Origin of the sequence: Tsuneonella deserti, assembly GCF_014644315.1 — a bacterium.
Lineage (GTDB): Bacteria > Pseudomonadota > Alphaproteobacteria > Sphingomonadales > Sphingomonadaceae > Tsuneonella > Tsuneonella deserti.
On record NZ_BMKL01000001.1, the window covers coordinates 2,361,613 to 2,388,305 of the forward strand.

The following is a 26,693-nucleotide window of genomic DNA, read 5'->3' on the forward strand; positions in this document are numbered from 1 at the left end:
ACGGCGCCGCTGTTTGCGGCAAGTCCGCGCGCATGGACAGTGAGCCCCAGCGCGCGGACATCGTCATCGTCGGCAGCGGCCACGGCGGCGCACAGGCGGCGATCGCGCTCCGCCAGCAAGGTTTCGAAGGCTCGATCATGATGATCGGGCGCGATCGCTCGCCCCCTTACGAACGTCCGCCTCTGTCGAAGGAATATCTCGCCCGCGAAAAGCCGTTCGAGCGCATCCTCATTCGTCCGCCCGCCTTCTGGGACGAGCGGGAGGTGACCCTGCGCCCCGGCACCGTGGCGACCGCAGTCGATCCGTCGGCCCATACCATCAAGCTCGCTGGTGGCGGTGAGGTTGGATACGGCAAGCTGGTCTGGGCCGCCGGGGGCGATCCGCGGCGGCTGTCTTGCGCCGGCGCGGACCTGTCCGGCGTCCACGCCGTGCGCGACAAGGCCGATGCCGACCGCATCATGGCTGAGCTCGATAACGGTGCGAAACGGGTGGTTGTCGTGGGCGGTGGCTATATCGGTCTCGAGGCTGCCGCAGTGCTGACCAAGCTCGGCTGCACGGTGACCCTGCTCGAGGCGCTGCCCCGCGTACTGGCGAGGGTGGCGGGCGAGCCGCTCAGTGCGTTTTACGAGGACCAGCACCGTGCCCACGGCGTGGACCTGCGGCTGGGCGCGACCGTCGATCGGATCGAGGGCGAAAACGGCTGGGTCAGGCGGGTCGTTTTGGAGGACGGGGAGGCAATCGCCTGCGACATGGTCGTGGTCGGTATCGGCATCGTCCCCGCCGCAGGGCCGCTGATCGCTGCGGGTGCGGCGGGCGCCAACGGAGTCGACGTCGATGAATTCTGCCGGACTTCCCTGCCCGACATCTACGCCATCGGCGATTGCGCCGCGCACGCGAGCCGATGGGCGGCTGGCGCGGTCATCCGCCTCGAATCGGTGCAGAACGCGCACGACATGGCGACCACGGTGGCCAAGCATATAGCAGGCTTGGAAGAGCCCTATGGCGCTTTCCCCTGGTTCTGGTCGAACCAGTACGATCTCAAGCTGCAGACCGCCGGACTCTCGCTCGGTTACGACGAGGCGGTTCTGCGCGGAGATCCCGCAGACGCGAAGTTCTCGCTGGTGTACCTGAAGGAAGGCCGCGTCATCGCGCTCGATTGCGTGAATGCGACCAAGGACTACGTCCAGGGCCGCAAGCTGGTCGAAGCGCGCGCGGCGCCGGACCGGGGCCTGTTGGCCGATCCGGCAGTGCCGCTCAAGGAGCTGCTGTAAGCTCGCCCAGTGCCCAGCGGGCTGCCTCCGCGACGACGGGATCAGGGTCGGCCGCCAGTGCCCCGACGGGCTCGACAAGCGAGGCGTCCCGCGAATTTCCGGCCGCGACCAGGCAGTTGCGCACGAAGCGGTTTCGCCCGATCCGCTTGACAGGGCTGCCCGAGAACAGCGCGCGGAATCCCGCGTCGTCGAGCGCCAGCAACTCGGCGAGCCGGGGCGCGGCCAGCTCCGCGCGCGGCAGGAATGCCTTGTTCGTAGCCGCCACGCTGGCGAACTTGTTCCAGGGACAAACCACCAGGCAATCGTCGCAGCCGTAGATCCGGTTGCCCATCGCCTTGCGGAACTCGTGCGGAATCGGACCGGCATGCTCGATGGTGAGATACGAGATGCAGCGCCGCGCATCGAGCTGGAAGGGCGCGGGAAAGGCGGCGGTGGGGCAGGCGTCCTGGCACGCGGTGCACGATCCGCAGCGATCCGGGTGCGGCTCATCCGGGAAGAAATCGATCGTGGTGTAGATCGCCCCCAGGAAAAGCCACGAGCCGTGCTGGCCGCTGACCAGGTTGGTGTGCTTGCCTTGCCAGCCGAGGCCGGCCGCCGCGCCGAGCGGCTTTTCCATCACCGGCGCGGTATCGACAAACACCTTGACCTGCTGGCTGGGCGCTTCGGCAACCAGCCAGCGCGCAAGCCGCTTGAGCGCCTTCTTTACGGTATCGTGATAATCGCGTCCCTGGGCATAGACCGAGATGCGCGCCCGGTCCGGCGCTCCGGCAAGAGCCAGCGGATCGGCGGCGGGCGCGTAGCTCATGCCGAGCGCGATCACGCTCCTTGCCTCGCTCCATAACCCCTGGGGCGACGCACGCTCCGCCATGCGGCTCGCCATCCACTCCATGGACCCGTGGCGCCCCTGGTCGACGTATTGCTGCAGCCGTGCCGCGCGCGCAGCGTCGGGCGCGGCCGAGGCGAAGCCCACTGCCGCGAACCCCTCGACGTGGGCCTGCGCCATCAACCGCTCGCGCAATTCACCGAGGCCTTGCTCGTTAACCAAACTTGGGGTTGCTCCCGTTCACGCCGCACGGTTAACGCCGGACGCATGAACGCTCCGCTAAGCGCTTCGCTTCCTCCCGGCAACTTGGCCGAAGCGCCTTCGGGTCCGCTGGCGATCGAGGCCATCGGCCTCGTCAAACGCTTCGAAGGCACGCTCGCGGTCGATGGAGTGGACCTCGCGGTGCCGCAGGGCGCAATTTATGGCGTGCTCGGCCCCAATGGCGCGGGCAAGACCACGACGCTGCGCATGCTCCTGGGCATCATCGACCCGGACGAAGGGGTGCGGCGCGTGTTCGGGCACGAGCGCCCGCACGACATCGCGCGGCTGATCGGCTACCTGCCCGAGGAGCGCGGGCTCTACCCATCGATGAAGGCGGACGAGGCAATTGCCTTCCTCGGGGCGCTGCGCGGAGTGCCGCTCGCGGAGGGACGCCGCCGGGGCCGGGAACTCCTCGAGGAGCACGGCCTGGGTCACGCCGCCGACAAGACCATCCGTCAGCTTTCCAAAGGCATGGCGCAGACCGTCCAGCTCCTGGGAACGCTGGTTCATCGCCCCCGCCTCGTCGTCCTCGACGAGCCGTTCAGCGGACTCGACGCGATCAACCAGGGCAAGCTCGAGGCGATGATCCGTCGCCTCGCCGCGGAAGGCACCACGGTCATCTTTTCCACCCACGTCATCGCCCATGCCGAGCGGCTCTGCGAAGGGGTGGCGATCATCGCGGGCGGGAAGGTACCCTACGCCGGCAGCGTCGACGCCGCGCGGGACCGGATCCCGGCGCAGGTGCGGCTGGAGACTGCCTCGCCCGACGGGGCATGGCGCGCCGCCCTGCCCGCGGATGCGCGCAGCGAAGGGCGCTACTGGCTGTTCTCGTTGCCCGAGAGCGGGATAGAGCCGCTCCTGCGCGCCCTCATCGAAGGAAACGCGGGCATCCTCTCCCTGTCGATCGAGCGCGCCGGGCTGCACGATGCCTTTGTCGAGATCGCGGGTGAGGCAGCCGCGCGCGCGCTCCAGGAAAACAGCGTCACGGAGCAAGGCCGATGAACGACGGCACGTCACGCCTGTCGCTCGCGCAGGCCGCTTATGTGGTGGCGCGGCGCGATTTCCGGGCGATCCTTTTTTCAAAGGCGTTCCTGTTCTTTCTGCTCGGGCCGATCTTCTTCGGCGGGATCAGCATCGGCGCGGCTTCGATCACCCAGAAGGCGGCCGAAAACCGCGATCCGCCGATCCTGGCGGTGACGATGTCGCAAGCCGATACCGACGCCCTGGTTGCCGCGCGTGACCGGCTCGATCAGCTGATCGACCTGCCGCGGATGGAACGCGTCGCCTCGAACGAAGCGGATCCCGGCAAGGTGCTGGCGGATACGAAGCGCAACTTCGGTGCGGTGCTCGCTGGCACTCTCGAAGCACCGCGCCTGATCGGCACGCCCGAGCGGATCGAGCGGTGGCGCGGGGAGGTCGCGCTGGCCGCAGCCGCCGCGAGCGGTAGCGGAACGAGCTATCCCGAAGTGGCCTTGCAACCGACAGCCACCAGCGGCGCGAGCCAGAAGAGCGGCAGGGTCGGCACCGCGACCGGCGCGCTGACGCTGCTTTTCCTGCTGACGATGCTGCTGGCGGGCATGGTGATGTCAAACCTGGTCGAGGAAAAAGCCAACAAGATCATCGAGATTCTCGCCGCGGCGATTCCGATGGACGCGGTATTCCTCGGCAAGCTCGTGGCCATGCTCGGCGTCAGCTTCGTCGGTATAGCGGTGTGGGGCGGGCTTGCGTCGGCAGTGGCGCTCGCGGGCGGGGCCGGCATCGGCATGCTTCCCGCACCCGCGGTGGGGTGGCCGTTATTCGCCGTGTTGTTCCTGGTCTATTTCGCGATGGCCTACCTTCTGATCGGATCCGTGTTCCTCACGATCGGCGCAATGGCGCCGACCGTGCGCGACGTGCAGACGCTGTCCATGCCCGCGACGATGCTGCAATTGGGCATTTTCTTCCTTGCCACCTACTCGACGAGCGACCTGGGCTCGCCGGTCGAACTGGCCGCCACCGCCTTCCCGTTGAGCAGTCCCTACGCCATGGTCTCGCGCGCGGCACAGCAGCCCGACCTCTGGCCGCACCTCGTTGCGCTCGCCTGGCAGGCGCTGTGGGTGTCGCTTTTCGTGCGTTTCGGCGCACAGCTGTTTCGCCGGCTGGTGATGAAGTCGGGTCCGCAGGGGTCAAGGTCCGGCGGCCGATGGCGGTGGTTGCGCGCGCGCTGAATCGCGCTGCCGGTCGGTCGCATTTCGCAACGCACTATTGACAGCGCGGTAAGCAAGCGCAGGATGCACCGTGAAGAGGCGGCCGAAAAGGAGTCGCCCCCAAGGAGAGAGATCGATGGCGACCCAGCCGCTTGAGGCCCCGGCCCAGTGGACCACCGCACCACGCGCGGTTGACGCGCTGGATCAGGCGCTGCGCGAGAACCCGCAGGCGCTGCCGCATCATACCGAAAAGTGGGACGTCAGCCGGTCCGACATCTATGTCGAGGACCGCTGGCAACCGATCTTCAAGGAGATGCGCGCGGCGGGCGATCTGCACAAGGTCAACGAAAGCCCGTTCGGCCCGCACTGGAACGTCGTCACTCACCGGGCGATCCAGCACATCGAGGCGCTGCCGGAACTTTATTCTTCTGCCGACGGGATCACCATCCTCGAGGCCTTGAGCGACGAGAAGCTCGCCGAGCTGGGCCGCGAGCGGTTCGAGCTACCGATGTTCATCGCGATGGACCGGCCCAAGCACACCGGCCAACGGCGCACCGTGGCACCGAAGTTCACGCCTTCGTCGATTGCGGAAATGGAAGCGGAAATCCGTCAGCGCACCGGCGAGCTGCTCGACACTCTGCCGCGCAACAAAGTGTTCGACTGGGTCGATACCGTGTCGATCGAGTTGACCACCGGGATGCTGGCGATCCTGTTTGATTTCCCGTGGCCTGACCGGCGCCTGCTGACGTTCTGGTCCGATTGGGCAGGCGACACTGAAATCGCGCTGATCCGCGAACTGGACATCCAGCGCCAGGGCATCCTGCGCGAAATGGGCGCCTACTTCATGCAGCTGTGGCAGGAACGCGCCAACAAACCGCCCCAGCCCGATCTCATTTCCATGATGATCCACTCGCCTGCGATGAACCAGATGAGCCCGGAAGAATTCATGGGCAACCTGGTGCTTCTGATTGTCGGCGGGAACGACACTACCCGCAATACCATGAGCGGGATCATTCATGCGTTCGACAAGTTCCCCGACCAGCGCAAGCTGTTTGAAAACGATCCCTCGCTGATCCCCAACGCAATCCAGGAAATCCTGCGTTACCAGACGCCGCTGGCGCACATGCGCCGGTTGGCGACCGAGGACAGCGAACTGTTCGGACAGACCGTGAAAAAGGGGGAGCGGCTGGTCCTGTGGTACATCTCGGCCAACCGCGACGAAACCGTATTCGAGAATCCCGACGTGCTCGACATCCGGCGCGAGAACGCGCGGCGGCATCTGTCTTTCGGCTACGGCATCCATCGCTGCGTCGGTGCTCGCCTGGCCGAGCTGCAGCTGCGCGTCCTGCTGGAAGAGATGCACAAGCGGCGCATGCGCGTCCATGTGGCGGGCGACGTGGAGCGGGTCCGGGCGAACTTCGTGCACGGTTTCCGCAAGATGGAAGTCGAGATCACCGAATTCTGAGGACGCATGTTCAGCGGCGGTTGAGCGAGTTGCAGGTAGGGAGAATCCTTATGCTGGCTTCGAAGAACCGCCGCTCCTTCATCTCGTGGCTGGGCGCTGCGGCCAGCGTGCCCGTGCTTGCCGCCTGCGGCGGTTCTCCGGCGCAGGCTCGCGCGTGGCCCAAAGGCCTCAGCGATGCGCAGTGGAAGGCGAAGCTAAGCAAGACCCAGTACTGGGTGCTGCGGCAGGCCGGCACCGAGCGGCCGTACTCGTCCCCGCTCAACAAGGAACACCGGAAGGGCACGTTCGCCTGCGCGGGCTGCGGGAACGCGCTCTATTCCTCCGCGACCAAGTTCGAAAGCGGCACCGGTTGGCCCAGCTTCTGGCAACCGCTTCGCGGTGCGATCGTCACCGACACCGATTACAAGATCGGCGTGCCTCGGACCGAAGTGCTGTGCGCAGACTGCGGTGGACACCTGGGACACGTTTTCAATGACGGCCCCAAGCCGACTGGCAAGCGCTATTGCATGAACGGCGCCGCGATGGTCTTTCGCGCCGCGTGACCGTCAAAGGCGGCATCTGCGCAAAAAAATAGCGGCGAGGGCACGAGCCCCCGCCGCCGTTTCCTGAACTTGGAACTCGTCGTTAGCGGACGCGGCCGCGCTGAACGAGGTTGACGATCGCCAGCAGGACGATGGCGCCGACGATCGCGACGAGGAACCCCGGGAGGTTGAACGTCTGGATGGTGGTGTCCATGCCGAGGAAGGCGTTGGCGATCCAGTTGCCGAGCAGGGCACCGATGATGCCGACGATGATGTTCATGATGATGCCCATCGACGCGTCGCGCGCCATGACCATGCTTGCCAGCCAGCCAGCCACACCCCCGACGATGATAGCGATAATCCAACCCATAACGGCATTCCTCCTGTTATTGCGCCCCTGGTGCGCATCGTACGCCGCAATAAACGGCGCTTGAGGCAGAGCGTTCCCCAGCCTCGTTGGGCCGGTATTCAGGAGAATATCGCAATCGGGCCGGATTACCTAATCGCCCGCCGCTGCGGCAGCCGCCGGTGGGTCCTCGCGCGAGCGGGTCAGTACTTGAGCTGGCGCTCGTAGAGATCGCGGTAATGCTGGATCCGCGTCACCCGCAGACCCTGCATTCCCGAGCGGTCGACAGCACGCTGCCACGACGCGAACTCTTCGAGGGTGAGGTTATAGCGCTCGAGCACCTCGTCGATCGTCAGCAGGCCGCCATTGACGGCCGCGACCACTTCCGCCTTGCGGCGAACGACCCAGCGCTGGGTGTTCGGCGGCGGCAAGTCCTCGATCCCGAGCGGCTCGCCGAGAGGGCCAATCACCTGCGCCGGACGGATTTTCTGGTTCTCGATCATTACTTGTCCCGGTCGCCACAGCCCACCCACGGGGCAGCGGCGGCAATTGTGACACCTGCGCCTTTGCCAGCCGCTAAAGCAGGAAGGTTAACACCGCGTTCGCCCTCCACCGCGCCGGCAATGCCTGCCGCCGCTTCGGGCACGAACCCGCCGCCCGCGCCGACAGGACGGGCCAGCACGGCGCGCAGATCGCGAGTGGCGGAAAGCCGCGCGACGATCTCGCTCCAGTCGAGCGTGCGCAGGGCGCCCTGAGAGCGGAAATCCGCGTCGGGAAGGGAGACGGCTTCGAACATGAGCGTGGGTTTAGGGCCCCATCGGTCAAGAACCGGTAAAGCGCCCATTTACGTCCGGTTAGGACTAACTGCCTGCTGCTCTGGCCTGCACGGGGCGCCGGGTGTATGGGCGCCGCCGTGAACGCCCTGTCCAGCCTCGCCCCGCCCCCGGCCGAAATGCTCGATCCGCTTTCCGCGGCGACGCTGTTCGACCTGCCGCGCCCGGCATCGGCTTGCCGGATCGTGGTGGCGATGTCGGGCGGAGTGGACTCCTCCGTCGTGGCCGCCCTCGCTGCCGCCAGCGGGGCAGAGACCATCGGTATCACGCTGCAGCTATACGACTACGGCGCCGCCACAGGGCGCAAGGGCGCCTGCTGCGCCGGCGACGATATTCGCGATGCGCGCAACGTGGCCGACAATCTCGGCATCGCACACTATGTGTTCGACCACGAAAGCGCCTTTCGCGAGGAAGTTGTCGAGCGCTTTGCCGACGATTATCTCGCTGGCCGGACGCCGGTCCCCTGCATCCGCTGCAACATGGGGCCCAAGTTCACCGACCTCCTGGCGATGGCGCGCGAGCTAGGTGCCGACTGCCTGGCCACGGGCCATTATGTGCGCAGGGTCGCCACTCTCGCAGGGCCGGAACTGCACCGCGCGATCGATCCCGCACGGGACCAGTCCTACTTTCTATTCGGCACCACCAATGCGCAGCTCGAATTTCTGCGCTTTCCGCTGGGTGGCCTCGAGAAGCCGCTCGTGCGCCGGCTCGCTGCCGCTTCGGGGCTGCGCAATGCAGCCAAGCCCGATAGCCAGGACATCTGCTTCGTCCCTGACGGAAACTACGCCGGGATTGTCGAGAAGCTGCGTCCGCAGGGTGCCCGCGGCGGCGCTATCGTCCACGCTGCGACCGGCGAGACGCTCGGCAGCCACAAGGGCGTGATCCATTTCACCGTTGGTCAGCGCCGCGGCCTGGAAATCGGCGGGCAGCCCGAGCCGCTCTATGTCGTGGATATCGATGCCGCCGCGGCCGAGGTGCGGGTCGGGCCCAGGGCGATGCTGGCGGTGGCGTCCGCACGGCTGGTCGAGACAAATCGAATCGGACCGCTGCCCGGCGAGCCGCTGACCGCCAAAGTGCGCAGCCTCGCAAAGCCGGTTCGAGTTTTCCTCGAAGGCACGCTTGGCGAGGGTAAGGACGTGACGATCCGCTTCGCCTCACCCGAATATGGCGTGGCACCGGGTCAGGCGGCGGTGCTTTATGCCGGAGACCGGGTGGTCGGCGGCGGCTGGATCGAATCGACCCAGGGTGCCGGTGATCAATCGTCCCAGCGATCCAGCACGCAGCCGTAGCCTTCACGATAGGTAGCGGTATCGCTGGCGAGGATCAGCATCCGCGCGGTTACGCTTTTCGCCTCGGCGTCTTCCGACAGGCTGACCAGCTCCATTCCCGGAACCTTGTCCTTCGCGCAATCGTCAAGGCTGCGGCCCGCGACGAAACGGCAGGAACAGGCCACCCGCGCTCCATACGCAGAACCGGCACGGGCATAACCGAGCGCTGCCGAGCCAAAGGCGGCCCATAATGCCAGCAGCGCGACCGTGACGCCGCCGAGCCACAGCAAGCGATTGCCATTGTTCCGTCGGCTAGACGCCTTTGCCGTTGCCAAGCGGGAATCCTCCATGCGAATGCGCACCAGCCTTGTCGATGCGCTTGCCCTCTCGCCTTATCGCCACGCTCGCCGTGCTGCCAGCCCTCGCAAGCTGTTCTTCGGAAGGCGATTCGCGGCCGCCGCTGACGAAAGAGGCGCTTGCGGCAATCGCGCAGGAACCAGGCGCGCCCATCAGGCAGCTGGCACGCGAGGTGGACGATCTGTTCTCCAAGGAGGACCTCGGCGAGACCCGTGCGCTCGTCGTGATGCACGGCGGCACCATAGCTGCCGAACGCTACGCTCCGGGCTATGGCCCGGACACGCGCTTCGTCAGCTGGTCGATGGCCAAGACGGTGACGGCGGTCCTCATCGGCATGCTGATAGCCGACGGCCGGCTCCGTCTCGATGAGACGCCGCCGGTGCCGCGCTGGCAGCGCCCGGGCGACCCGCGCGGCGAGATCACATTGCGCCAGCTCCTGCAGATGCGCAGCGGGCTGCGTCATTCCGAAGCGATCGACCCGCCATACGAATCGGGCGAAGTGCGGATGCTGTTCCTCGACGGGCGGGACGACATGGCGGAATTCGCCGAGAGCCAGCCGCTCGAGGCCGAACCCGGTTCCAAGTTCGAGTATTCGAGCAATACGACCGTCATCCTCGCCGACATCGCGGCGCGCGTGCTCACCCGCAGCCGGGATCCCGATGTGCGCCGCCGGGCGGTCTCCGATTACCTCCACAACCGGCTGTTCCGCCCGCTGGGGATGAATTCGATGGTCCCCGAGTTCGACCGCGCGGGCACGTTGATCGGCGGCAGCCTGATTCACGGCACGGCGCGCGACTGGGCACGCTTCGGCGATTTCCTGCGCAACAAGGGCTCGTACAAGGGGACCCAGCTAGTCCCCCGCCGGTGGATCGAGTTCATGGTCACCCCCAGCCCGCGGCGTGGAAACTACGGCGCGCAGACCTGGCTCAACCGGGATCCGCCCGCAGACGACGATCCCCTCTTCGCAACGCGCGGCCCAAGGAGCCTGTTCGCGATGATCGGTCACATGGGCCAGTACGTGCTCGTCGCGCCCGACAGGAAACTCGTCGTCGCGCGGCTCGGCCATTCCGATGAGACCGAGCGCCCGCCGATGGCGCAGGAACTCGCCGATATCGTCGCTCTCTACCCGGGCAGGTAGAAGCTTCCTTCCACCACCGTCGCGCATGGGCCGCCAAGCCATGCGCGATTTCCTTCGAGCCGGCAGGCGAGATCCCCGCCGCGCCTGGAAGCCTGGTGCGCGGTGAAGCTTTCCCGCCCGAATCGTGACGCCCAGAATGGTGTCAGCGCCGCATGGGCGGAGCCGGTGACCGAATCCTCATCCACTCCGCCGCCGGGCACGAACACCCGGCTGACGACATCGAAATCGCGGCCGGGCGCGGTGCAGATGTACTGGTGATCGCCAAGCGCGCCCAGCCCTCTCAGGTCGGGTTCCAACGCCCGGACTTCGTCCTCGTTTGCGAACAGGTAAATGCCGTAGCGGTCCGGGCTGAGCCACACTTCCTGCGGCTGTGTCCCGAGCAGGGCAACTGCCTCGGCGAACTCGCCGCGCGTCGTGGGGATGGCCGGGAGAGCCAGTTCGTATCCGGCATCGCTTCGACGCACCTCGAGAATGCCGGCATTGCGCGTGCGGAAAGTCATCCGGTCGCCGCCGTCGCGCGTCAGCAGGACATGTCCGCTGGCAAGCGTGGCGTGGCCGCACAGGCGGATCTCGGTTACAGGAGTGAACCAACGCAATTCCCAGTCCGCTTCCCCCGTCTCGTCGGGCACGACGAAGGCCGTTTCAGCGAAGTTGTTCTCCTCCCCGATCGCCTGCAGCGTCTCATCCGGCAGCCAGGCATCCAGCGGCATCACCGCGGCCTGGTTACCGGCGAAAGGCTGGGCAGCGAAGGCATCGACATGCCAGTAGGGCAGCTTCATCGGGTGTATCCTTGCGCTTCGGCCGGGAGCAGTTCTTCGGCTGCCGGGCCTTCCTCGTTGACCAGCCCCTCCGGATCGGGATGTATCAGGACTTCGACGCCGGGAAATTCCGCTTCGATCCGCGCTTCCAGCTCGTCCATCACCCGGTGCGCCTCGGCGATGGTCATGCGGGGGTCCACGGTGGCGTGGAACTGGACGAAGTCATGCATCCCCGAAGTCCGTGTGCGCAGGTCGTGGACCCCGCGCAACTCCGGGTGATCGGCCAGCGCGGCGACGAAAGCGGCGCGTTTTTCCTCGGGCCATTCCTTGTCCATCAGGTGGTCGATCGCTTCGGAAGACGCGCTCCACGCGCTCCACGCGAGCCAGCCCGCGATGGCCAGCCCGAAAGCAGGGTCCGCCCGCGCAAAGCCGAGAAAGTGATCGAGCACCAGCGCGGCGATTACCGACACGTTCAGATAGAGGTCCGACTTGTAGTGGATATTGTCCGTGCGGATCGCGACCGATCCGGTGCGGGCGATCACGTATCGCTGCCATCCAAGGAGCACGAATGTCGCCAGGATCGCGATGACCGAAACGGCGATCCCCTCCTCTGCCGAGGTGACGCGGCTTCCCGCCAGCAACTGGTCGGTCGCCCGAAACGCGAGTCCCGCGGCCGACAGCGCGATCAGCACGACCTGGAACATGGCCGCCAGCGCCTCGGCCTTGCCATGTCCGAAGCGGTGCTCTCGGTCTGCCGGCTGGGCCGCGATCCACACTCCGACGAGCGTCGCGATACTGGCCACGAGGTCGAGCAGGGTATCGGCAAGGCTGCCGAGCATGGCGGTCGAATCGCTGCGCCACAACGCCCACAGCTTGAGCGCCCCGAGAAAGGCCGCCATCGCAATCGAGGCGTATGCCGCTCCGCGGGTCAGCGCGCCGTGGTTGGCGCGCGAGGAAGGCTCGCGCCCGGGGGCCGCGGATGTGCTCATGGGTAAAGCAGGGTGCTCGTCCAGCGGTCATCCGCGGCGCGGGTGAACAGGCGGCGATCGTGCAGCCGGTTGGGCCGGTCGAGCCAGAACTCGATTTGCCGGGGCGCGAGGGTAAAGCCGGTCCAGTAAGGAGGGCGCGAAACCTCGCCCGCACCCTTGCAGGCCTCCTCCAGCGCTTCGACCCGCGCGATGTAGGTGGCGCGGTCATCGAGCGGGCGCGACTGATCCGATGCCGCGGAGCCGACCTGGCTGACGAACGGGCGCGAGTGGAAATAGGCATCCGCCTCGACCGGCGATACCTCGGTCAACGGACCCTCGATGCGGATCTGCCGGCGCAGGCTCTTCCAGTGAAAGAGCAGCGCTGCCTGCGGATTGGCGAGGATTTCGCCGCCCTTCCGGCTCTGGGCGTTGGTGTAGAAGGTGAAGCCTTCGTCGCCATAGTCCTTGAGCAGCACCATGCGCACCGACGGGGCGCCACCTGGCGAAGCAGTGGCGAGCGCCATGGCGTTGGGATCGTTGGGCTCGCTCTCGCGCGCTTCGGCGAACCACGCGGCGAACAGGACCATCGGATCGAGATCGGGCACTGCGCTCTGGCTGTCGTTCATCGGTCGGCACTAGCCTGCGCAGGGCGCCTGGAAAAGCTCCTCGTAATCTCGGGTTCCGTATCTCACTGGTCTGCTTGCCTATCCGAAAATTGGGTTCGTTTGGAAATCCCGTTTGCCCGATCTTTTTCATTAGCTTAGCCCGAAGTCATGACCACTGATCGCCAACGTGAATCCAATCGTCGCAACGCACAACGCAGCACCGGACCCAGAACACCAGAAGGAAGGGCCATCAGCAGCCAGAATGCCAGGAGGCACGGCATACTAAGTGAAAGATCAACGTCTGCGGACGAAGATCGCCAACTATTTGATGACCTTCTAAATAGTATCGCAGGTGAGTTTGCGCCGGATGGTCCTATGGAAATACTTCTTGTAGAACGTCTGGCCAACTTGTTTTGGCGCGAGCGGCGCTTAGTTCACACGGAGACGTTATCATTAAATAGAATTCAAGCGGATAACTCGGATCATTTTAATGGTCCCCCAGCGATACTAGCTCTTCCTCTCTTTGACCAACTGCTGTTGGGAAGATATCAGACGATGCTCACCAATCAGATTAACTCGACCATTTCTCAGCTTGAAAACCTTCGGTCTCGGCGACTGAATGACGAATAGCCGGGCACCTCGCCTGCCTTGGCCCAAATTGCTTGCGAGATAGCCAGCGCAACTGACGAACCGGGTGCAAACCACGATTCACCATCGCGGGTCTGGGCCAGTGCGCAAAATCCAGTCGACCGACCTGCCACCGTGCCCATCCTGCCATGTAAGGCGATGGCATCTCGACCCAAATGGCTCTAGCGCCGACAGTCGACGGGCGCAGGGTGCGCGGACACTTCACCGATCTTGGGCACTTAGCCAGCCATGAGCATTGCCGACCTGTACCATCGGTTCATTTTGTGGATTGGCGACGGAACCGGTGCTTCCGATAGCCTGCTGCATGTTCACGCCGGAATGGCCGTCTTGCTCGCAGCAAGGCTGGTTACGGGCCGCTCCTTGGCCACTCCTCTTCCTTTCTTGGTAGTCTGCATTGCCGAGTTGGCGAATGAGGTCCTCGATCGCGCTTACAGCGGAACCTGGCTGTGGGGGGATACCTCGCTAGACATCCTGAACACGCTGTTCTGGCCCTTCGTGCTGATGGTCGGCCTGCGAGCCAGGCGGTCTCGAGAGGCTCGCCGCATACGCGCCTCAGGCAGATAAGCGTAGCGGTTCCAAGCGTCTCGCGTTCGCAGGATTACCGAAGCCCATCCTCGGTCCATGACACTCCAGCATTCACCCGCTGGGCTCACGCGAGGGCGATAGGCGGATCGTCGCTTGCCCTGCACGACTGCCTCACCTAGCTAACACGCCATGGCTGATCCCTATACGACCCTGGGCATAGCGCGCAGCGCGAGCGAAAAAGAGATCAAGAGCGCTTATCGCAAGCTGGCCAAGGAGCTGCACCCGGATCGCAACGCGGACAATCCCAAGGCCGCCGAGCGCTTTTCCGAAGTGACCCGCGCCTACGATCTCCTGTCGGACAAGGACAAGCGCGCCCAGTTCGACCGGGGCGAGATCGATGCCGACGGCAACCCCGCCAACCCTTTCGCCGGGATGGGCGGCGGTTTCGGTGGCGGTGGCGGGAGAGGTTTCCGCCCCGAAGATCTGCAGGGCATGGGCGGGGCCGAAGGAGTCGACCTTGGCGACCTGTTCGAAGGACTGTTCGGCGGCGGCGGCGCGCGTTCGGCGCGTTCGAGCCCGTTCGGCCAAAGCGGCGGTTTCGGCGGCGGCTTCGGCGGTCAGCAGCAGCGTCGCCCTCCCCCGCCGCGCAAGGGCGCCGACATCGCCTATCGCCTGCGCATCTCCTTCATCGACGCCGCGCGGCGAGCGGACCAGCGCATCACGCTCGCCGACGGCAAGACGATCGATCTCAAGCTTCCCGCAGGCGTCGAGGACGGGACGCAAATGCGCCTCAAGGGCAAGGGTGAGCAGGGCCCCGGCGGCGCGGGTGATGGGATCGTGACGATATCGATCGACAGCCATCCCTTCTTCCGCCGTGAAGGCGACAACGTGCGGCTCGATCTGCCGATCACGCTCGACGAGGCGGTAAGCGGGGGCAAAGTGAAGGTACCGACGGTCGACGGCCCGGTCATGCTGACGATCAAGCCCGGTTCGGGAAGCGGCACGACGATGCGCCTTGGCGGGAAAGGCTTTTCGAAGAAGGACGGCCAGCGCGGCGACCAACTGGTGACGCTCGAGATCGATCTTCCCGAGGACGTTACGGAACTGGCCAAGCGGCTTGAGGGTTGGCAGGACACGCGAAACCCGCGCAGCCGGCTCGGGGTCTGACCCAAAACCACGCTCGGGGGAGCATGAGCGAAGAAATCCTGCCCCTTCCCCAGGAACGCGAGATCCACACGCTCTCTCCGGAAGAGCGGCGGCAGGACGCGCTTCGCCACCGGGCAGGCTTTCGCAGCCGGGTGCTGAGCGAAGTGGGTCCGGGCACGCGGGCGTTCGAGATTGCCAAGCGGGTTGCGGTCGGCGCCTATAACGACGGCTTCATCCACGCCGGCAACCTTGCCTACATGACTATCCTGGCGATCTTTCCGTTCTTCATTCTGGGCGCCGCGATCTTCTCGATCATCGGCGAGGAGGGCGAGCGGGCCGCCAGCATCAACGCGATCCTCTACGCGCTACCCCCTCTGGTGGCGAACGTCATCGAGCCGGTCGCCCGAAGCGTTGTCGAGGAGCGCAGCGGGCTATTCCTCTGGCTGGGCGGTCTCGTGGGCCTGTGGACCGTGTCGAGCCTGATCGAGACGATCCGCGACATCCTTCGGCGGGCCTACGGCACCCGCGCCACTCACGCCTTCTGGAAGTATCGCCTGTTTTCGGCCGGGGTGATCTTTGGCGCGGTGGTACTGCTGATGATCAGCCTACTCGCGCAAGTGGTCATCGGCACCGCCCAGGAAGTTATCGACGCCTACTTGCCTGCACTCAGCCATGCGGTTGGCGAACTGCGCCTGACGCGGATCGTGCCAGCGTTCGGATTGTTCGGCTCGCTCTACCTGCTGTTCTACACTCTGACGCCGAAGACCTATCGAAGCCGCCGCTATCCCAAGTGGCCCGGTGCGCTGGCGACGGCGCTGTGGTGGATTGCCGTCACCGTCGCCCTTCCGCCCGCCATCCGCAGCTTCTTCAGCTACGACGCCACCTATGGCAGCCTCGCTGGCATCATGATCGCGCTTTTCTTTTTCTATCTCGTGGGCTTAGGGATGGTCATCGGGGCCGAACTGAACGCGGCGCTGGCGGAAACGCCCGAAGAAGCGGAGAACCGCATCGGCCAGGCCGACGACCGTGCCAGAGCGACCGCGCGTGAACTTGAACGAATGCAGAGGGAAGGTATCGGATGAGCGGTCTCATGGCAGGCAAGCGCGGGCTGATCATGGGGCTTGCCAACGACAAGTCCCTTGCCTGGGGCATCGCCCGCAAGCTTTCAGAGCACGGCGCAGAGCTGGCCTTTTCCTATCAGGGGGATGCATTGGGCAAGCGGGTGATCCCGCTCGCAGCGCAGCTCGGCAGTGACTTCTGCTTCGACTGCGACGTTTCCGACATGACGGCGCTCGACGCGGCTTTCGGCCGCCTGAAAGAACGCTGGCACAGCCTGGACTTCGTCGTCCACGCGATCGGATTCTCGGACAAGAACGAGCTGCGCGGCAAATACCTGGACACCAGCCTCGACAATTTCCTCATGACGATGAACATCAGCGCCTACAGCCTGGTCGCCGTCGCGCAGCGCGCCGCGGCCATGATGAGCCCCGGCGGAAGCATCGTGACCTTGAGCTATTACGGGGCCGAGAAGGTGGTCCCTCACTACAATGTAATGGGGGTGGCCAAGGCCGCGCTCGAAACGAGCGTGAAGTATCTCGCCAACGATCTCGGTCCCGACGGTATCCGGGTGAACGCGCTGAGCGCGGGGCCGATCAAGACGCTCGCGGCCAGCGGGATCGGCGACTTCCGCTACATCCTCAAGTGGAACGAGCTCAATTCCCCGCTGCGCCGCAACGTGACGACCGACGATGTCGGCGGCGCCGCGCTGTACCTACTGTCGAATCTCGCCAGCGGGGTGACCGGAGAGGTGCACCACGTCGACGCGGGATATCACACCGTCGGCATGAAGCAGGAAGACGCGCCCGATATCGCGCTGGATTGATAGCCCCCCACGACAGCTTCCATCCTTTCCCGAGAAGTCTTCCAGAGTTGATCATCCCGCATCGGTGGACGGGCCTGTCAGCTCTCGTCCTACTGCTCGGCGGCGTCTCGTCATTGGCGCCAAAAATCAACATCGGGACCGCTGGGCCAACCCGCTGCAAATTCCCTGCTATCAGGGAAATCAACAGGGAAATCAGCGAGGGAGGGGCTTTTGCGCATTTCCCTCTAGCCCATCGCCATAGAAACTTGGGCCGGTTTTACCTCGGCCGCCCCTATCATAATCGCATTTCTCTCGGCCCAGCTCAGAATGTGCTGCGCAAATAAGCAGGGAATGGTACAAACAGGGAACGCAGCCGGGGGGCTGCAAAAAGGGGGTATATATGGACGGACAGGTGGGATCTGCTGGTGGACCGCGCAGCAAATCTGGCGATGACGAGGTCGGCTAAGGCAAACCGCCGGTTGCCAAACGGTTCCAGAGAGTGGCCGCCCCAAGAAGCAAAAAGCATTTATCGAGGAGTTCGGCGACACGCTCTCGAAAGCGGTGGTCGTGCGGCGCAACGGTAAAAACGTGCGGGTAACCATGCGCAGGTTGGCGGCCGAACAGCTTGCGCTGAAAATGGCCGAAGGCGATTTGGCAGCGATAAAGTTGGCCCGGAACATGGACCTGTATTTTGCGCCGCCTGCCGAGGACGACGATACCATGATCGAGTTCACGCTGAAGCTCGAAGACGATGATCCGCGCCCGCACTGGCAGGTCATCCAAAATGGCTGTGTGGTCGACCAAGGCTAGCATCCAGCAGCGCCTCGCCGGTTTCGATGATCTTCGTGCGCGAGGCGAGGCGCTCGAGCCAGGGCGCGGGGATGGCTCCAAGCCCGTACAAGGCGCCTGCAAGCTGACCGGTGATCGCCGCGGTGGTGTCGGCGTCCTCGCCCAGGTTAGCCGCAAGGAGGACGGCCTCGCGGAATGAAGTCGTGCGGGCGGTCGCCCAGAGCGCCGCCTCGAGCGAGTGGGCGACGTAACCCGATGCGCGCAGCTGGAGGCGCGGCTTGGTGCGCCATGACCCTTTCATGATCTTGGCTATGGCACTTGGGTAGCCATTAGTGCGGGGTGCGAAGAGGCGCTGCGTGGGCGACCTCTGATCGCGTCGGCAAGGAGTTCCGCGAACGCGGCCGAGGCAGCAAGTGCTTAAGGCGCAGCATGGGTCGTTGCGCTCTGCCGCAGGGCAACCTCAGAAAGCTTGGCAGGTCATGCCACCATCGCAGCGCTACTGGCGCGAGCCGCATGAGCGCGCCGTTCCCTGCGCTCATCGGGTCGGCGGAGCCGACCAGGGGGTTTCGGGTGCGGCGCCACCGCTGCAGCGCGGCTGATACGGTGGCGCCTATGTCGAAACAGGAACCGGTACACGAATAAGTGCCGTCACGCCGCCATGACCAGAAACGCGCCATGAGGTCAGCCGGGTCGAGGCTAGGATTAGCGTGGAGGCTTTCGGCATGCGCGAGGGCCATTGCCGTGTCGTCGGTCCACTGCCCGGGAGCCAGGCGGAAGGGGCCGCCGCCGACGATGTCGGTAAGCGGTTCGTAGCTATCACGGGGGCGGAACTCCAGCGTGGTGCCAAGCGCGTCTCCCACCGCCAGCCCGACTAGGGCCCCGAGTGCGCGGCCACGAATCGCTTCTGGCGAGGTGGTGGCCGAGGGTTCTGGGATGGCTTGCACCGAGCGCACGTGTTCTTCTTGCGCCCGGGTCTCGCTCGCGCCCGGGCGCGCCGTGCGTACCATCGCGATGGCCGTATCGGCGTCAACGCCAAGCTCAGTGAGCAGGCGGGCTGCGATCATGCCTGCGCGCCCCAAGCCTCCCTTACAATGGACGAGCACGCCTAGGCCGCTGCGCAACCGCGCGTGGAGAGGGGGGCATTGAGCCGCCAAGCTCCTTCGAACCTGGCGCAAGGGACCGAGACATCGCGGATAGGCAGGTGCAGCCAGTCAATGTGCTCGGCCCGCACAGCCTCGCCGAGTGAGGGAACATGGAGCGCGTTAAGCTCGGCGGACTCGAGGAGGGTGACCACTGCGGCGGCGCCCCAGTCACGGATCACGCCTACGTCTGCAGCGAGGTCGCGCTCCCAAGCCCGGTGAAGGCACTCGCCTGGTGTTTACCCGGGCAAAAGGTGACCCCGATGCGCCCCCCGAAGCAGGGCAAAGCGATGGTGGCAACCTCGAGGCTGGTGCGTGGCACACGGGTATTCGGTGTCGTTCGGGTCATAGGCTCTGCGGGCTCTCAGTGGCGGTTTGCGGGGCAGCCAAGGCCAAGCAGCGGTGGCGCTTTTGACTCGTTAGTCGGTCTGTAGGGCATGCCCCTTGCTTGCTCCTCACCGGGGCCAGGAGCCATGGGGCATATGGCACTCCGCTCCGCTTGGGCGCACGAATGAGCGAACCAGTCACCCCGAAGAGACAGCACCACTGCATAAAATGGTCCGCCTCGCTGCGTTCTCTTCCGTTCGCCTTCCCCTGCCCGCTGAAGCGAGCAAATCCCGAAGCGCCGACCCCAGCAGCGAGGGGCTCGGCATCACAAAAAAGCGAAGGAGCCCCCCATGACCATGACCAGCACGGCCGTGCCCACCGCGAAGAAGGCACCGCGGCGGCGTGCGCCCGCCCTTCCCCCGCCGCCCGCGCAACCCGCATGGCTACCTGGGACGCCCGCAGAGGTGCAGCCAGCTCCTAGCCTTCCCTCGCCTGCCTTACCTCAAGCTGCCCGCTTCCTTGCACCGGCATGGCCATCCCTCGAGGGTCTCGGCCTTTCGCCCGCAGCCCGCGCAGCGCGGGCCCGGTTCATAGGTGGCAGCGACGCGAATGTAATCTTTTTGGGCTCGGACGAGCGCGTGCTGCGCCTATGGCGCGAAAAGCGCGGGGAAGAGGCGCCTGAAGACCTCTCGGGCAACCTCGCGGTTATGCTTGGCAGCTGGAGCGAGGCGTTTAACCGACAGTGGTATGAGCGTGCCACCGGGATGCGCGTGACCCGGGTGAGCGACCAGGTTACCTGCCCGCTGCATGGTTGGCGCGGGGTGACCCTCGACGGCTACCTCGACCATGAGGGCGCGGTGTGGGAAGCCAAGCACACCAACGCCTTTACCAAGTCCGACGAGGCCCTCGCCCGCTACATGCCCCAACTCCAGCACGCCATGGCGGTGACCGGCTCGCAGTGCGCGGTGCTCTCCGTCATCTTCGGCAACGCCAAATGGGAAGTGTTCGAGGTAGCCGCCGACTGGCTTTACCAGGAAGACCTCCTGGAAGCCGAGCAGGCCTTCTGGCGCTGGGTTGAAACCGGTGAGGCCCCGTCCACCCTACCCCCGCCCCCGGTGCCGAAACCGGTCGGGGTGCGAGAAGTTTGCCTGGAAGGCAGCAACGCGTGGGCCGCAGCTGCAGCGGACTGGCTCTCGCACAGGGAGGCAGCCCGCAGTCACCAGGCGGCCGCGACAACGATAAAGGCCTTGGTCGAACCCGACGTCGCCCGCGCTTTCGGGCACGGGATCGAGGCGAAGCGCAGCAAGGCCGGCGCGCTCACCATTAAGGAGCTACAAGCGTGATTGCGCGGGTCTATAGCGCGATCACCGCGGTGGCTGGTGCATTGGCATGCGACGGGGTGGCCAAAACGCGGCTGAATACCCGCGACCAATACCTTTATCGCAGTATAGACGATGTGCTCGAACGCCTGGCACCGCTCTTGGCCCAGAACCGCCTATGTATCTTACCACGTGTGCACGAGCGCCACACCACCGACGGTTCGACGAGGGCGGGACGTTACTGGTGGCGGTAAGCCTGAAGGTCGCGTTTGACCTCGTGTGCGCCGACGACGGCTCGTGCCACACGATCGAGGCCTATGGCGAAGCGCTCGATGCGGGGGACAAGGGCACGCCGAAGGCAATGCAATCAGCCTACAAGTACGCTGTGCTACAGGCATTCTGCGTGCCGGCGGTCCAGCACGAGGATGCCGATTCAAACTCGTTCCGGATCGCAAGGGCAACTAGCTCAACCGGTTCTCCTGACGCAGTTGCGTAGTGTGGCCCCCATGGAGCTGGCCCTTTAGCCGCCGAGCCGCCGGAGGGATGGCCTGATTGGTGCGATGGTTTCCTCGCGGCTGCCCGCACGTGCAACCACATGGATGCCGTCACTGCCCTCAAAGCACAGGCCCGCCCGCTCCTTTTGTCGCTCCAGTGCGAAAGACCCGAACTATACAGGCAGGTGGGTGAGGCGCTCGCAGGGCACGCGGGCAATCTCGCGGCGCAAGACGGGAGGGGCAAAACAACGCTCCCCGGTACGGAGGAAGACACCCCGGCCGGCACTCCAGCGGCGCAATCCGCGAAGGGGCGGTCACCGGTGCGACAGCGCCGGAACGTCCGCCCCGCCATTCCCCCGTCCGGGCTTGCCTCAGTCTCCAAGCCTAACGGAGGAGCCGCCCATGGCTAGTGTCCGCCTCCCTGCGCGCATCAAGCGCCCCCGCAATCGTCTGCCGCGCCGTTCCTGTCCTGCGCACTGCGCTTGGGTACGGCGCCACCGTTGCTGCGTGCCGGGCTGCAAAAACTTGCCCACCGAGTGTGCCCACGTGCGTTCAGGCACCGATGGGGGCACCGGGCTCAAGCCTTCCGACCGGTGGACGATCAGCCTGTGCCGAGCCCATCACGCCGAGCAGCACCGGATTGGCGAAGCTGCATTTGAAGCGTGCTATACGATTGACCTCAAGGCAGTCGCAGAGCGTTTCGCGCAAGCGTCGCCCCATTGGCTCAAACTCGAGGCGCCTGGAGAGCCAATATGATCGCCCTCTGTGACACCTGTGCATTGCAGTACCGCCGCGGGGAGCGCCTTGACGACCTCAAGGCCTACGGCGTTCTCATTATACTCGTAAACACGCTAGAGCGCCTGTCCGGCCAGTGCTGGTCGAGCGCGCCGGCAGGTGCGTTCAGCGCCAGCGCGAAAGTGCTCAGGGCGCTCGCGAGCGCGTTACAAATCAAAGCTCTCAAATTCACGCGCGAGGAAGGCTTTGATTGCGCGTGCGGAGGAAACGAGCCACTAGCGCCGTGAATGTACGCTCTCGATTTTATCAATTTCACCACGCCTTAGCGGGCCTTCTCGTAGGCTTTTTGGTGGGCCTAACCGGGGTTGGGGGAGGCTCGTTGATGACTCCGCTACTAGTGCTGGTGTTTCATGTTAAGGTTCAGACCGCTGTCGGCACCGACTTGCTATTTGCCGCAGTCACCAAGGTCGTAGGGGCCGGAGTCCATCAAGGTCATGGGGCGGTCGACTGGCGGATCGTTCGATGTCTAGCGTCGGGCAGCATGCCGTCGGCATTCTTAACTCTGATCGCGCTCAACACGTTCGTTCACATGAGCCCTGGGGCGAATGACTTAATCTTGATCGCGTTAGGCATCTTGCTGGTAGTGACATCCATTGGTCTCCTCTTTCAACGGCGGCTGCTGACATTAGGTGCGGCCCATGCCTTCGTGCACAGCAAGACTCTGGCGCCAACCGTTGGTCTCGGCGCATTGCTCGGTGTGGTGGTTACCGTCACATCAGTCGGCGCAGGAGCGGTCGGTGCGACGATCCTGCTGCTCATCTATCGGCGCATACCCGTTGCACGGATCGTGGGCACTGACATCGCGCACGCGGTTCCATTAGCGTTGCTGGCAGGAGCCGGGCACTGGCTCATCGGCAGCGTAGACATCAAGCTCCTGAGCGCTCTTCTGATGGGTTCGATTCCTGGGGTGATTTTTGGGAGCCTCTTATCTTCGCGTTCACCAGATCGCCTAGTGCAGACTGCGCTTGCTGCGCTCCTTGCAGTCTCCGGCCTTCGCCTGCTGCTGCCTTGATCAAAGATTTTTAGGATTTCTGATAAACCCTGATCGGCAGGGCGAACCAGTGGATTTCTGCTCCTTGCGCCGTCGCAGGCTTGGTTCGGGCGACGCCACTAGGGCGCCGTGCTTTAGTGGTTTCAGCACTGCGTTAGACTTGTGCCGCTTAACTCCGGGTTTCAGCATCAAATCAACTTTTGCACCTTGTCCCTAGGGCGTATCTGGCCGAGATGGCGCGCGATGACAGCGCAGCTTACGCACCTCCAGCGGCTCGAGGCCGAGGCGATCCACATCATGCGCGAGGTCGTCGCCGAGGCGGAGCGGCCGGTCATGCTCTATTCGGTGGGCAAGGACAGCGCGGTCATGCTGCACCTCGCGCGCAAGGCATTCTACCCGTCGCCGCCGCCCTTCCCGCTGCTTCATGTCGATACGACCTGGAAGTTCCGCGCGATGTATGAGTTGCGTGACCGGATGGCAGACGATTCCGGCATGCAACTGCTGGTCTGGCAGAACCGGGAAGCGGCTGAGCGCGGCATAAACCCGTTCGATCACGGTCCGCTGCACACCGACATGTGGAAGACCGAAGGGCTGAAGCAGGCGCTCGACCATTACGGCTTTGACGCTGCGTTCGGTGGCGCCCGGCGCGACGAGGAAAAGAGCCGTGCCAAGGAGCGGGTTTTCTCGTTTCGCACGGCCAGTCACGGCTGGGATCCCAAAAACCAGCGGCCCGAGCTGTGGAACCTCTACAACGCCCGAAAGAACAAGGGCGAGAGCATCCGCGTCTTCCCCATCAGCAACTGGACCGAGCTCGACATCTGGCAGTACATCATGGCCGAGGGGATCGAGATCGTACCGCTCTATTTCGCCGCGCCGCGTCCAACGTTCGTGCATGACGGGCTGCTGCTGATGGCGGACGACGTCGAGCGGCTCGAGCGCGTGCTCGGTTACCGGCCCGAGATCACCGAGCGCTCGGTCCGCTTCCGCACGCTGGGCTGTTTCCCGCTCACCGGAGCGGTCGAGAGCGAGGCGGCGAGCCTGAGCGAAGTCGTCCAGGAAACGCTGCTCACCACCACATCCGAACGGCAGGGCCGCGCGATCGACAAGGACGCCGGGGGCGCGGGCATGGAAGTCAAGAAGCAGCAGGGATACTTCTGACGATGAGCGAGCCGATCTACCAGACCGATGCGCTCATCGCCGAGGACATCGAGGCCTATCTCGACCAGCATCGCAACAAGACGATGCTGCGCTTCATCACCTGCGGCAGCGTCGATGACGGCAAGTCCACCCTCATCGGGCGCCTGCTCTACGACAGCAAGATGATTTTCGAGGACCAGCTGGCCGCGCTCGAAAGCGACAGCAAGCGGGTCGGCACGCAGGGGCAAGAAATCGACTTCGCGCTGCTGGTGGATGGTCTTGCTGCCGAACGCGAGCAAGGCATCACGATCGACGTCGCCTATCGCTTCTTCGGAACCGAGAAACGCAAGTTCATCGTCGCGGACTGCCCGGGGCATGAACAGTACACCCGCAACATGGTCACCGGTGCCAGCACCGCCGACCTCGCGGTGATCCTCGTCGATGCACGCAAGGGCGTGCTCGTCCAGACCCGCCGCCACAGCTACCTTTGCCACCTGATCGGCATCCGCAACGTGGTCCTCGCGGTCAACAAGATGGACCTCGTCGATTACTCGCAGGAGGTATTCGACAAGATCGTGGCGGACTACTCGGCTTTCGCGTCGAGCATCGGCATCGAGAGCTTCACAGCGATTCCCATTTCCGGGTTCCGGGGCGACAACATCACGCTCGCACCGAGCGCGAACACGCCTTGGTACGCGGGGCCGAGCCTGGTCGATCATCTCGAGACGGTCGAATTGCGCACCGCGGCCGACGCCGAAAAGCCGTTCCGCCTCCCGGTCCAATGGGTCAACCGTCCCAACCTGGACTTCCGGGGGTTCGCAGGACTGGTCGCGACCGGCCGCATCGCGCCAGGAGATCCGGTGCGCGTGCTGCCTTCCGGCAAGACCACCTCGGTGGAGCGGATCGTCACGCTGGAGGGCGACCTCGGCGAAGCCGTCGCCGGACAATCGGTGACGCTGACTTTCGCGGACGAGATCGACTGCAGCCGCGGCAACGTCATCGCTGCAGCCGGCGACCCGCCCGAGGTTGCCGACCAGTTCGAAGCGACGGTGGTGTGGATGGCAGACGATGCCATGCACGTTGGCCGCGGATACTGGCTCAAGCTTGCTACGCAGACCGTTTCGGCCACCGTCGCGCAGCCGAAATACGAGATCGACGTCAACAGCCTCGAGCACCTCGCTGCCAAGACGCTGGAGTTGAACCAGATCGGCGTGGTAGAGTTGACCACCGACAAGCCGATCGTGTTCGAAAACTACGCCCAGAGCCGCGCGCTGGGCGGGTTCATTCTGATCGACAAGCTGACCAACGCCACTGTCGCAGCCGGGATGCTGCACTTTAGCCTGCGCCGCAGCCAGAACGTCCACTGGCAGCCGACCGACATTGGCCGCGACCACCACGCGGCGCTCAAGAACCAGACGCCGAAGGTGCTGTGGTTCACCGGCCTTTCGGGATCGGGCAAGTCAACCATCGCCAACGAGGTCGAGAAGCGTCTCGCGCTGATGAACCGGCACACCTTCCTGCTCGATGGCGACAACGTTCGCCACGGGCTCAACAAGGATTTGGGCTTTACCGAGACCGACCGGATCGAGAACATCCGCCGCGTGGGCGAAGTGGCGCGGCTGATGGCGGATGCCGGCCTGATCGTGCTCACCGCCTTCATCAGTCCGTTCCGGGCGGAGCGCGAGATGGTCCGCGCCATGTTGCCTGCGGGCGAGTTCGTCGAAATCTTCGTCGATACCCCTCTCGAAGTCGCCGAGGCACGTGACGTGAAGGGTCTCTACAAGAAGGCCCGCGCCGGTGAGCTCAAGAACTTCACCGGCATCGACAGTCCTTACGAACCGCCGGAAAACCCGGACATCGTGGTCGACACCGTAACAATGACGGCCCAGGAAGCTGCGCAACACATCGTCGACAGGCTGCTGCCGCTCAAATGAACGATCACGAACTGGCCGCCCACCTCGCGTCCGAAGCCGGGCGCATCCTTCTCGAGGTACGTGAGAGCGGCAAGCATCACGGCAAGGACCTCGGCCGTGCAGGCGATGCCGAAGCGAACGCGCTGCTGGTCGCGGCACTTCGCGAATTGCGGCCCGACGACGGATTGTTGTCGGAGGAGGAGAAAGACAGCCCGATGCGCCTCGGCAAGCCGCGCACGTGGATCGTCGATCCGCTCGACGGTACGCGCGAATATGGAGAGGGCCGGAGCGATTGGGCGGTCCACGTCGCCCTGGCAGTGGAAGGACAGCCTGCGATCGGTGCGGTCGCCCTGCCAGCGCTGCGCGAAGTCCTGCGCACCGATCGCCCCTCTTCAATGCCACCCGCAGTCGCGACGCCGCGCATGGTAGTCAGCCGCACCCGCCCCGCGCGCGAGGCGGAACTGGTGGCTGAAGCACTGGGCGCCGAACTGGTGCCGATGGGGAGCGCCGGGGCCAAGGCCATGGCCGTGGTGCGGGGCGAGGCCGAGATCTACCTCCACACCGGCGGGCAATACGAGTGGGACAGCTGCGCGCCCGCCGCGGTGGCCCTGGCGCACGGTTTCCACGCGTCGCGCATCGATGGCAGCCCGCTGCTCTACAACCAGGCCGATGCTTACATGCCGGATCTGCTGGTCTGCCGCCCCGAGCTGGCCGAGCGCGCTCTGGCAACGATTGCACAAGATGCTTTGATGGTCTGTCGCAGCGCTGGCAGCTAGTCTACTACGTTTCACTTTACCCCTATGCGAGCC

Annotated in this window: 29 protein-coding genes; 19 read left to right on the forward strand and 10 right to left on the reverse strand. The window is 64.9% G+C overall.

Going from position 1 to position 26,693, the window contains the following annotated elements; genetic code table 11:
• The first annotated feature begins 32 nt into the window (after window positions 1–32).
• On the forward strand, window positions 33–1,271 hold the full coding sequence (locus tag IEW58_RS11650) for an NAD(P)/FAD-dependent oxidoreductase (protein ID WP_188645262.1): 1,239 nt from the start codon (window positions 33–35) through the stop codon (window positions 1,269–1,271).
• On the opposite strand, the gene queG is transcribed toward IEW58_RS11650, so the two are convergent.
• Window positions 1,255–2,274 carry a tRNA epoxyqueuosine(34) reductase QueG gene (gene queG / locus IEW58_RS11655; RefSeq protein WP_188645806.1) on the reverse strand — a complete coding sequence of 340 codons (1,020 nt, stop codon included), beginning with the start codon at window positions 2,272–2,274 and terminating at the stop codon, window positions 1,255–1,257. The two genes, IEW58_RS11650 and queG, sit on opposite strands and share 17 nt — an antisense overlap.
• Before the next feature lie 87 nt (window positions 2,275–2,361).
• Here queG and IEW58_RS11660 point away from each other — a divergent pair, with 87 nt between their 5' ends.
• The 4 genes from IEW58_RS11660 (at window position 2,362) to msrB (ending at window position 6,548) form a co-directional block, all read left to right on the forward strand.
• Complete coding sequence (locus IEW58_RS11660; RefSeq protein ID WP_188645263.1) at window positions 2,362–3,357, forward strand: ABC transporter ATP-binding protein; 996 nt, start codon at window positions 2,362–2,364, stop codon at window positions 3,355–3,357.
• Window positions 3,354–4,562: an ABC transporter permease gene (locus IEW58_RS11665; protein WP_188645264.1), complete on the forward strand. Its 1,209-nt coding sequence runs from the start codon at window positions 3,354–3,356 to the stop codon at window positions 4,560–4,562. Before IEW58_RS11660 ends, IEW58_RS11665 begins: the two co-directional genes overlap by 4 nt.
• 115 nt (window positions 4,563–4,677) lie before the next feature.
• Window positions 4,678–6,006 carry a cytochrome P450 gene (locus tag IEW58_RS11670; RefSeq protein ID WP_188645265.1) on the forward strand — a complete coding sequence of 443 codons (1,329 nt, stop codon included), beginning with the start codon at window positions 4,678–4,680 and terminating at the stop codon, window positions 6,004–6,006.
• Between the two features lie 50 nt (window positions 6,007–6,056).
• Window positions 6,057–6,548, forward strand: a complete 492-nt coding sequence (gene msrB / locus IEW58_RS11675) for a peptide-methionine (R)-S-oxide reductase MsrB (RefSeq protein WP_188645266.1) — start codon at window positions 6,057–6,059, stop codon at window positions 6,546–6,548.
• An 82-nt stretch (window positions 6,549–6,630) separates the two neighbouring features.
• Here msrB and IEW58_RS11680 read toward each other — a convergent pair whose 3' ends face one another.
• The 3 genes from IEW58_RS11680 to IEW58_RS11690 all read right to left on the reverse strand — a co-directional run bounded on the left by IEW58_RS11680 (window position 6,631) and on the right by IEW58_RS11690 (window position 7,669).
• Entirely contained in the window at window positions 6,631–6,897 is a 267-nt protein-coding gene (locus IEW58_RS11680; protein ID WP_188645267.1) for a GlsB/YeaQ/YmgE family stress response membrane protein, read from the reverse strand.
• A gap of 179 nt (window positions 6,898–7,076) precedes the next feature.
• Window positions 7,077–7,376 (reverse strand): CtrA inhibitor SciP, encoded by a 300-nt coding sequence (gene sciP / locus IEW58_RS11685; RefSeq protein WP_188645268.1) that lies wholly within the window; start codon window positions 7,374–7,376, stop codon window positions 7,077–7,079.
• Entirely contained in the window at window positions 7,376–7,669 is a 294-nt protein-coding gene (locus tag IEW58_RS11690; protein ID WP_188645269.1) for a hypothetical protein, read from the reverse strand. The genes sciP and IEW58_RS11690 overlap by 1 nt, the downstream gene beginning before the upstream one ends.
• A 156-nt stretch (window positions 7,670–7,825) precedes the next feature.
• On the opposite strand from IEW58_RS11690, the gene mnmA reads away from it, so the two are divergent.
• Complete coding sequence (gene mnmA, locus IEW58_RS11695; RefSeq protein WP_229658649.1) at window positions 7,826–8,995, forward strand: tRNA 2-thiouridine(34) synthase MnmA; 1,170 nt, start codon at window positions 7,826–7,828, stop codon at window positions 8,993–8,995.
• On the opposite strand, the gene IEW58_RS11700 is transcribed toward mnmA, so the two are convergent.
• Window positions 8,962–9,336 (reverse strand): hypothetical protein, encoded by a 375-nt coding sequence (locus IEW58_RS11700; RefSeq protein WP_229658568.1) that lies wholly within the window; start codon window positions 9,334–9,336, stop codon window positions 8,962–8,964. The genes mnmA and IEW58_RS11700 overlap by 34 nt on opposite strands.
• Window positions 9,337–9,347: 11 nt before the next feature.
• Between IEW58_RS11700 and IEW58_RS11705 the strand changes: the two genes are divergently transcribed.
• A complete protein-coding gene (locus IEW58_RS11705; protein ID WP_188645808.1) occupies window positions 9,348–10,469 on the forward strand; it encodes a serine hydrolase domain-containing protein in 1,122 nt (373 codons plus the stop codon).
• Here the strand turns inward: IEW58_RS11705 and IEW58_RS11710 are convergent.
• The 3 genes from IEW58_RS11710 to pdxH are packed head-to-tail and all read right to left on the reverse strand — an operon-like array spanning window position 10,454 to window position 12,821.
• Window positions 10,454–11,248 (reverse strand): PhzF family phenazine biosynthesis protein, encoded by a 795-nt coding sequence (locus IEW58_RS11710; RefSeq protein WP_188645271.1) that lies wholly within the window; start codon window positions 11,246–11,248, stop codon window positions 10,454–10,456. The genes IEW58_RS11705 and IEW58_RS11710 overlap by 16 nt on opposite strands.
• Window positions 11,245–12,216 carry a cation diffusion facilitator family transporter gene (locus IEW58_RS11715; RefSeq protein ID WP_188645272.1) on the reverse strand — a complete coding sequence of 324 codons (972 nt, stop codon included), beginning with the start codon at window positions 12,214–12,216 and terminating at the stop codon, window positions 11,245–11,247. Before IEW58_RS11715 ends, IEW58_RS11710 begins: the two co-directional genes overlap by 4 nt.
• A complete protein-coding gene (pdxH, locus tag IEW58_RS11720) occupies window positions 12,213–12,821 on the reverse strand; it encodes a pyridoxamine 5'-phosphate oxidase (protein ID WP_188645273.1) in 609 nt (202 codons plus the stop codon). The genes IEW58_RS11715 and pdxH overlap by 4 nt, the downstream gene beginning before the upstream one ends.
• A 147-nt stretch (window positions 12,822–12,968) precedes the next feature.
• On the opposite strand from pdxH, the gene IEW58_RS11725 reads away from it, so the two are divergent.
• The 5 genes from IEW58_RS11725 to IEW58_RS14105 all read left to right on the forward strand — a co-directional run bounded on the left by IEW58_RS11725 (window position 12,969) and on the right by IEW58_RS14105 (window position 17,790).
• Window positions 12,969–13,430: a hypothetical protein gene (locus IEW58_RS11725; protein ID WP_188645274.1), complete on the forward strand. Its 462-nt coding sequence runs from the start codon at window positions 12,969–12,971 to the stop codon at window positions 13,428–13,430.
• A gap of 732 nt (window positions 13,431–14,162) precedes the next feature.
• Window positions 14,163–15,140, forward strand: a complete 978-nt coding sequence (locus IEW58_RS11730) for a DnaJ C-terminal domain-containing protein (RefSeq protein WP_188645275.1) — start codon at window positions 14,163–14,165, stop codon at window positions 15,138–15,140.
• Between the two features lie 23 nt (window positions 15,141–15,163).
• A complete protein-coding gene (locus IEW58_RS11735; RefSeq protein WP_188645276.1) occupies window positions 15,164–16,201 on the forward strand; it encodes a YihY/virulence factor BrkB family protein in 1,038 nt (345 codons plus the stop codon).
• Window positions 16,198–17,001: an enoyl-ACP reductase FabI gene (gene fabI, locus IEW58_RS11740; protein ID WP_188645277.1), complete on the forward strand. Its 804-nt coding sequence runs from the start codon at window positions 16,198–16,200 to the stop codon at window positions 16,999–17,001. Before IEW58_RS11735 ends, fabI begins: the two co-directional genes overlap by 4 nt.
• Window positions 17,002–17,508: 507 nt before the next feature.
• Window positions 17,509–17,790: a DUF5681 domain-containing protein gene (locus IEW58_RS14105; RefSeq protein ID WP_373284776.1), complete on the forward strand. Its 282-nt coding sequence runs from the start codon at window positions 17,509–17,511 to the stop codon at window positions 17,788–17,790.
• On the opposite strand, the gene IEW58_RS11750 is transcribed toward IEW58_RS14105, so the two are convergent.
• Entirely contained in the window at window positions 17,756–18,070 is a 315-nt protein-coding gene (locus tag IEW58_RS11750; RefSeq protein WP_188645279.1) for an ADP-ribosylglycohydrolase family protein, read from the reverse strand. The two genes, IEW58_RS14105 and IEW58_RS11750, sit on opposite strands and share 35 nt — an antisense overlap.
• 28 nt (window positions 18,071–18,098) lie before the next feature.
• Window positions 18,099–18,833 carry an ADP-ribosylglycohydrolase family protein gene (locus IEW58_RS13880; protein ID WP_229658569.1) on the reverse strand — a complete coding sequence of 245 codons (735 nt, stop codon included), beginning with the start codon at window positions 18,831–18,833 and terminating at the stop codon, window positions 18,099–18,101.
• A 758-nt stretch (window positions 18,834–19,591) separates the two neighbouring features.
• On the opposite strand from IEW58_RS13880, the gene IEW58_RS11760 reads away from it, so the two are divergent.
• The 7 genes from IEW58_RS11760 to IEW58_RS11790 all read left to right on the forward strand — a co-directional run bounded on the left by IEW58_RS11760 (window position 19,592) and on the right by IEW58_RS11790 (window position 26,660).
• Entirely contained in the window at window positions 19,592–20,578 is a 987-nt protein-coding gene (locus IEW58_RS11760; RefSeq protein WP_229658650.1) for a YqaJ viral recombinase family protein, read from the forward strand.
• Between the two features lie 220 nt (window positions 20,579–20,798).
• A complete protein-coding gene (locus IEW58_RS11765; RefSeq protein ID WP_188645281.1) occupies window positions 20,799–21,050 on the forward strand; it encodes an ERF family protein in 252 nt (83 codons plus the stop codon).
• A 400-nt stretch (window positions 21,051–21,450) separates the two neighbouring features.
• Complete coding sequence (locus IEW58_RS11770; RefSeq protein WP_188645282.1) at window positions 21,451–21,804, forward strand: DUF968 domain-containing protein; 354 nt, start codon at window positions 21,451–21,453, stop codon at window positions 21,802–21,804.
• Window positions 21,805–22,066: 262 nt separating this feature from the next.
• Window positions 22,067–22,855: a sulfite exporter TauE/SafE family protein gene (locus IEW58_RS11775; RefSeq protein WP_188645283.1), complete on the forward strand. Its 789-nt coding sequence runs from the start codon at window positions 22,067–22,069 to the stop codon at window positions 22,853–22,855.
• Between the two features lie 222 nt (window positions 22,856–23,077).
• On the forward strand, window positions 23,078–23,992 hold the full coding sequence (gene cysD, locus IEW58_RS11780; protein WP_188645018.1) for a sulfate adenylyltransferase subunit CysD: 915 nt from the start codon (window positions 23,078–23,080) through the stop codon (window positions 23,990–23,992).
• 2 nt (window positions 23,993–23,994) lie between these two features.
• Window positions 23,995–25,905 (forward strand): sulfate adenylyltransferase subunit CysN, encoded by a 1,911-nt coding sequence (gene cysN / locus IEW58_RS11785; RefSeq protein ID WP_188645019.1) that lies wholly within the window; start codon window positions 23,995–23,997, stop codon window positions 25,903–25,905.
• A complete protein-coding gene (locus tag IEW58_RS11790) occupies window positions 25,902–26,660 on the forward strand; it encodes a 3'(2'),5'-bisphosphate nucleotidase CysQ (protein WP_188645284.1) in 759 nt (252 codons plus the stop codon). Before cysN ends, IEW58_RS11790 begins: the two co-directional genes overlap by 4 nt.
• The last annotated feature ends 33 nt before the right edge of the window (window positions 26,661–26,693 follow it).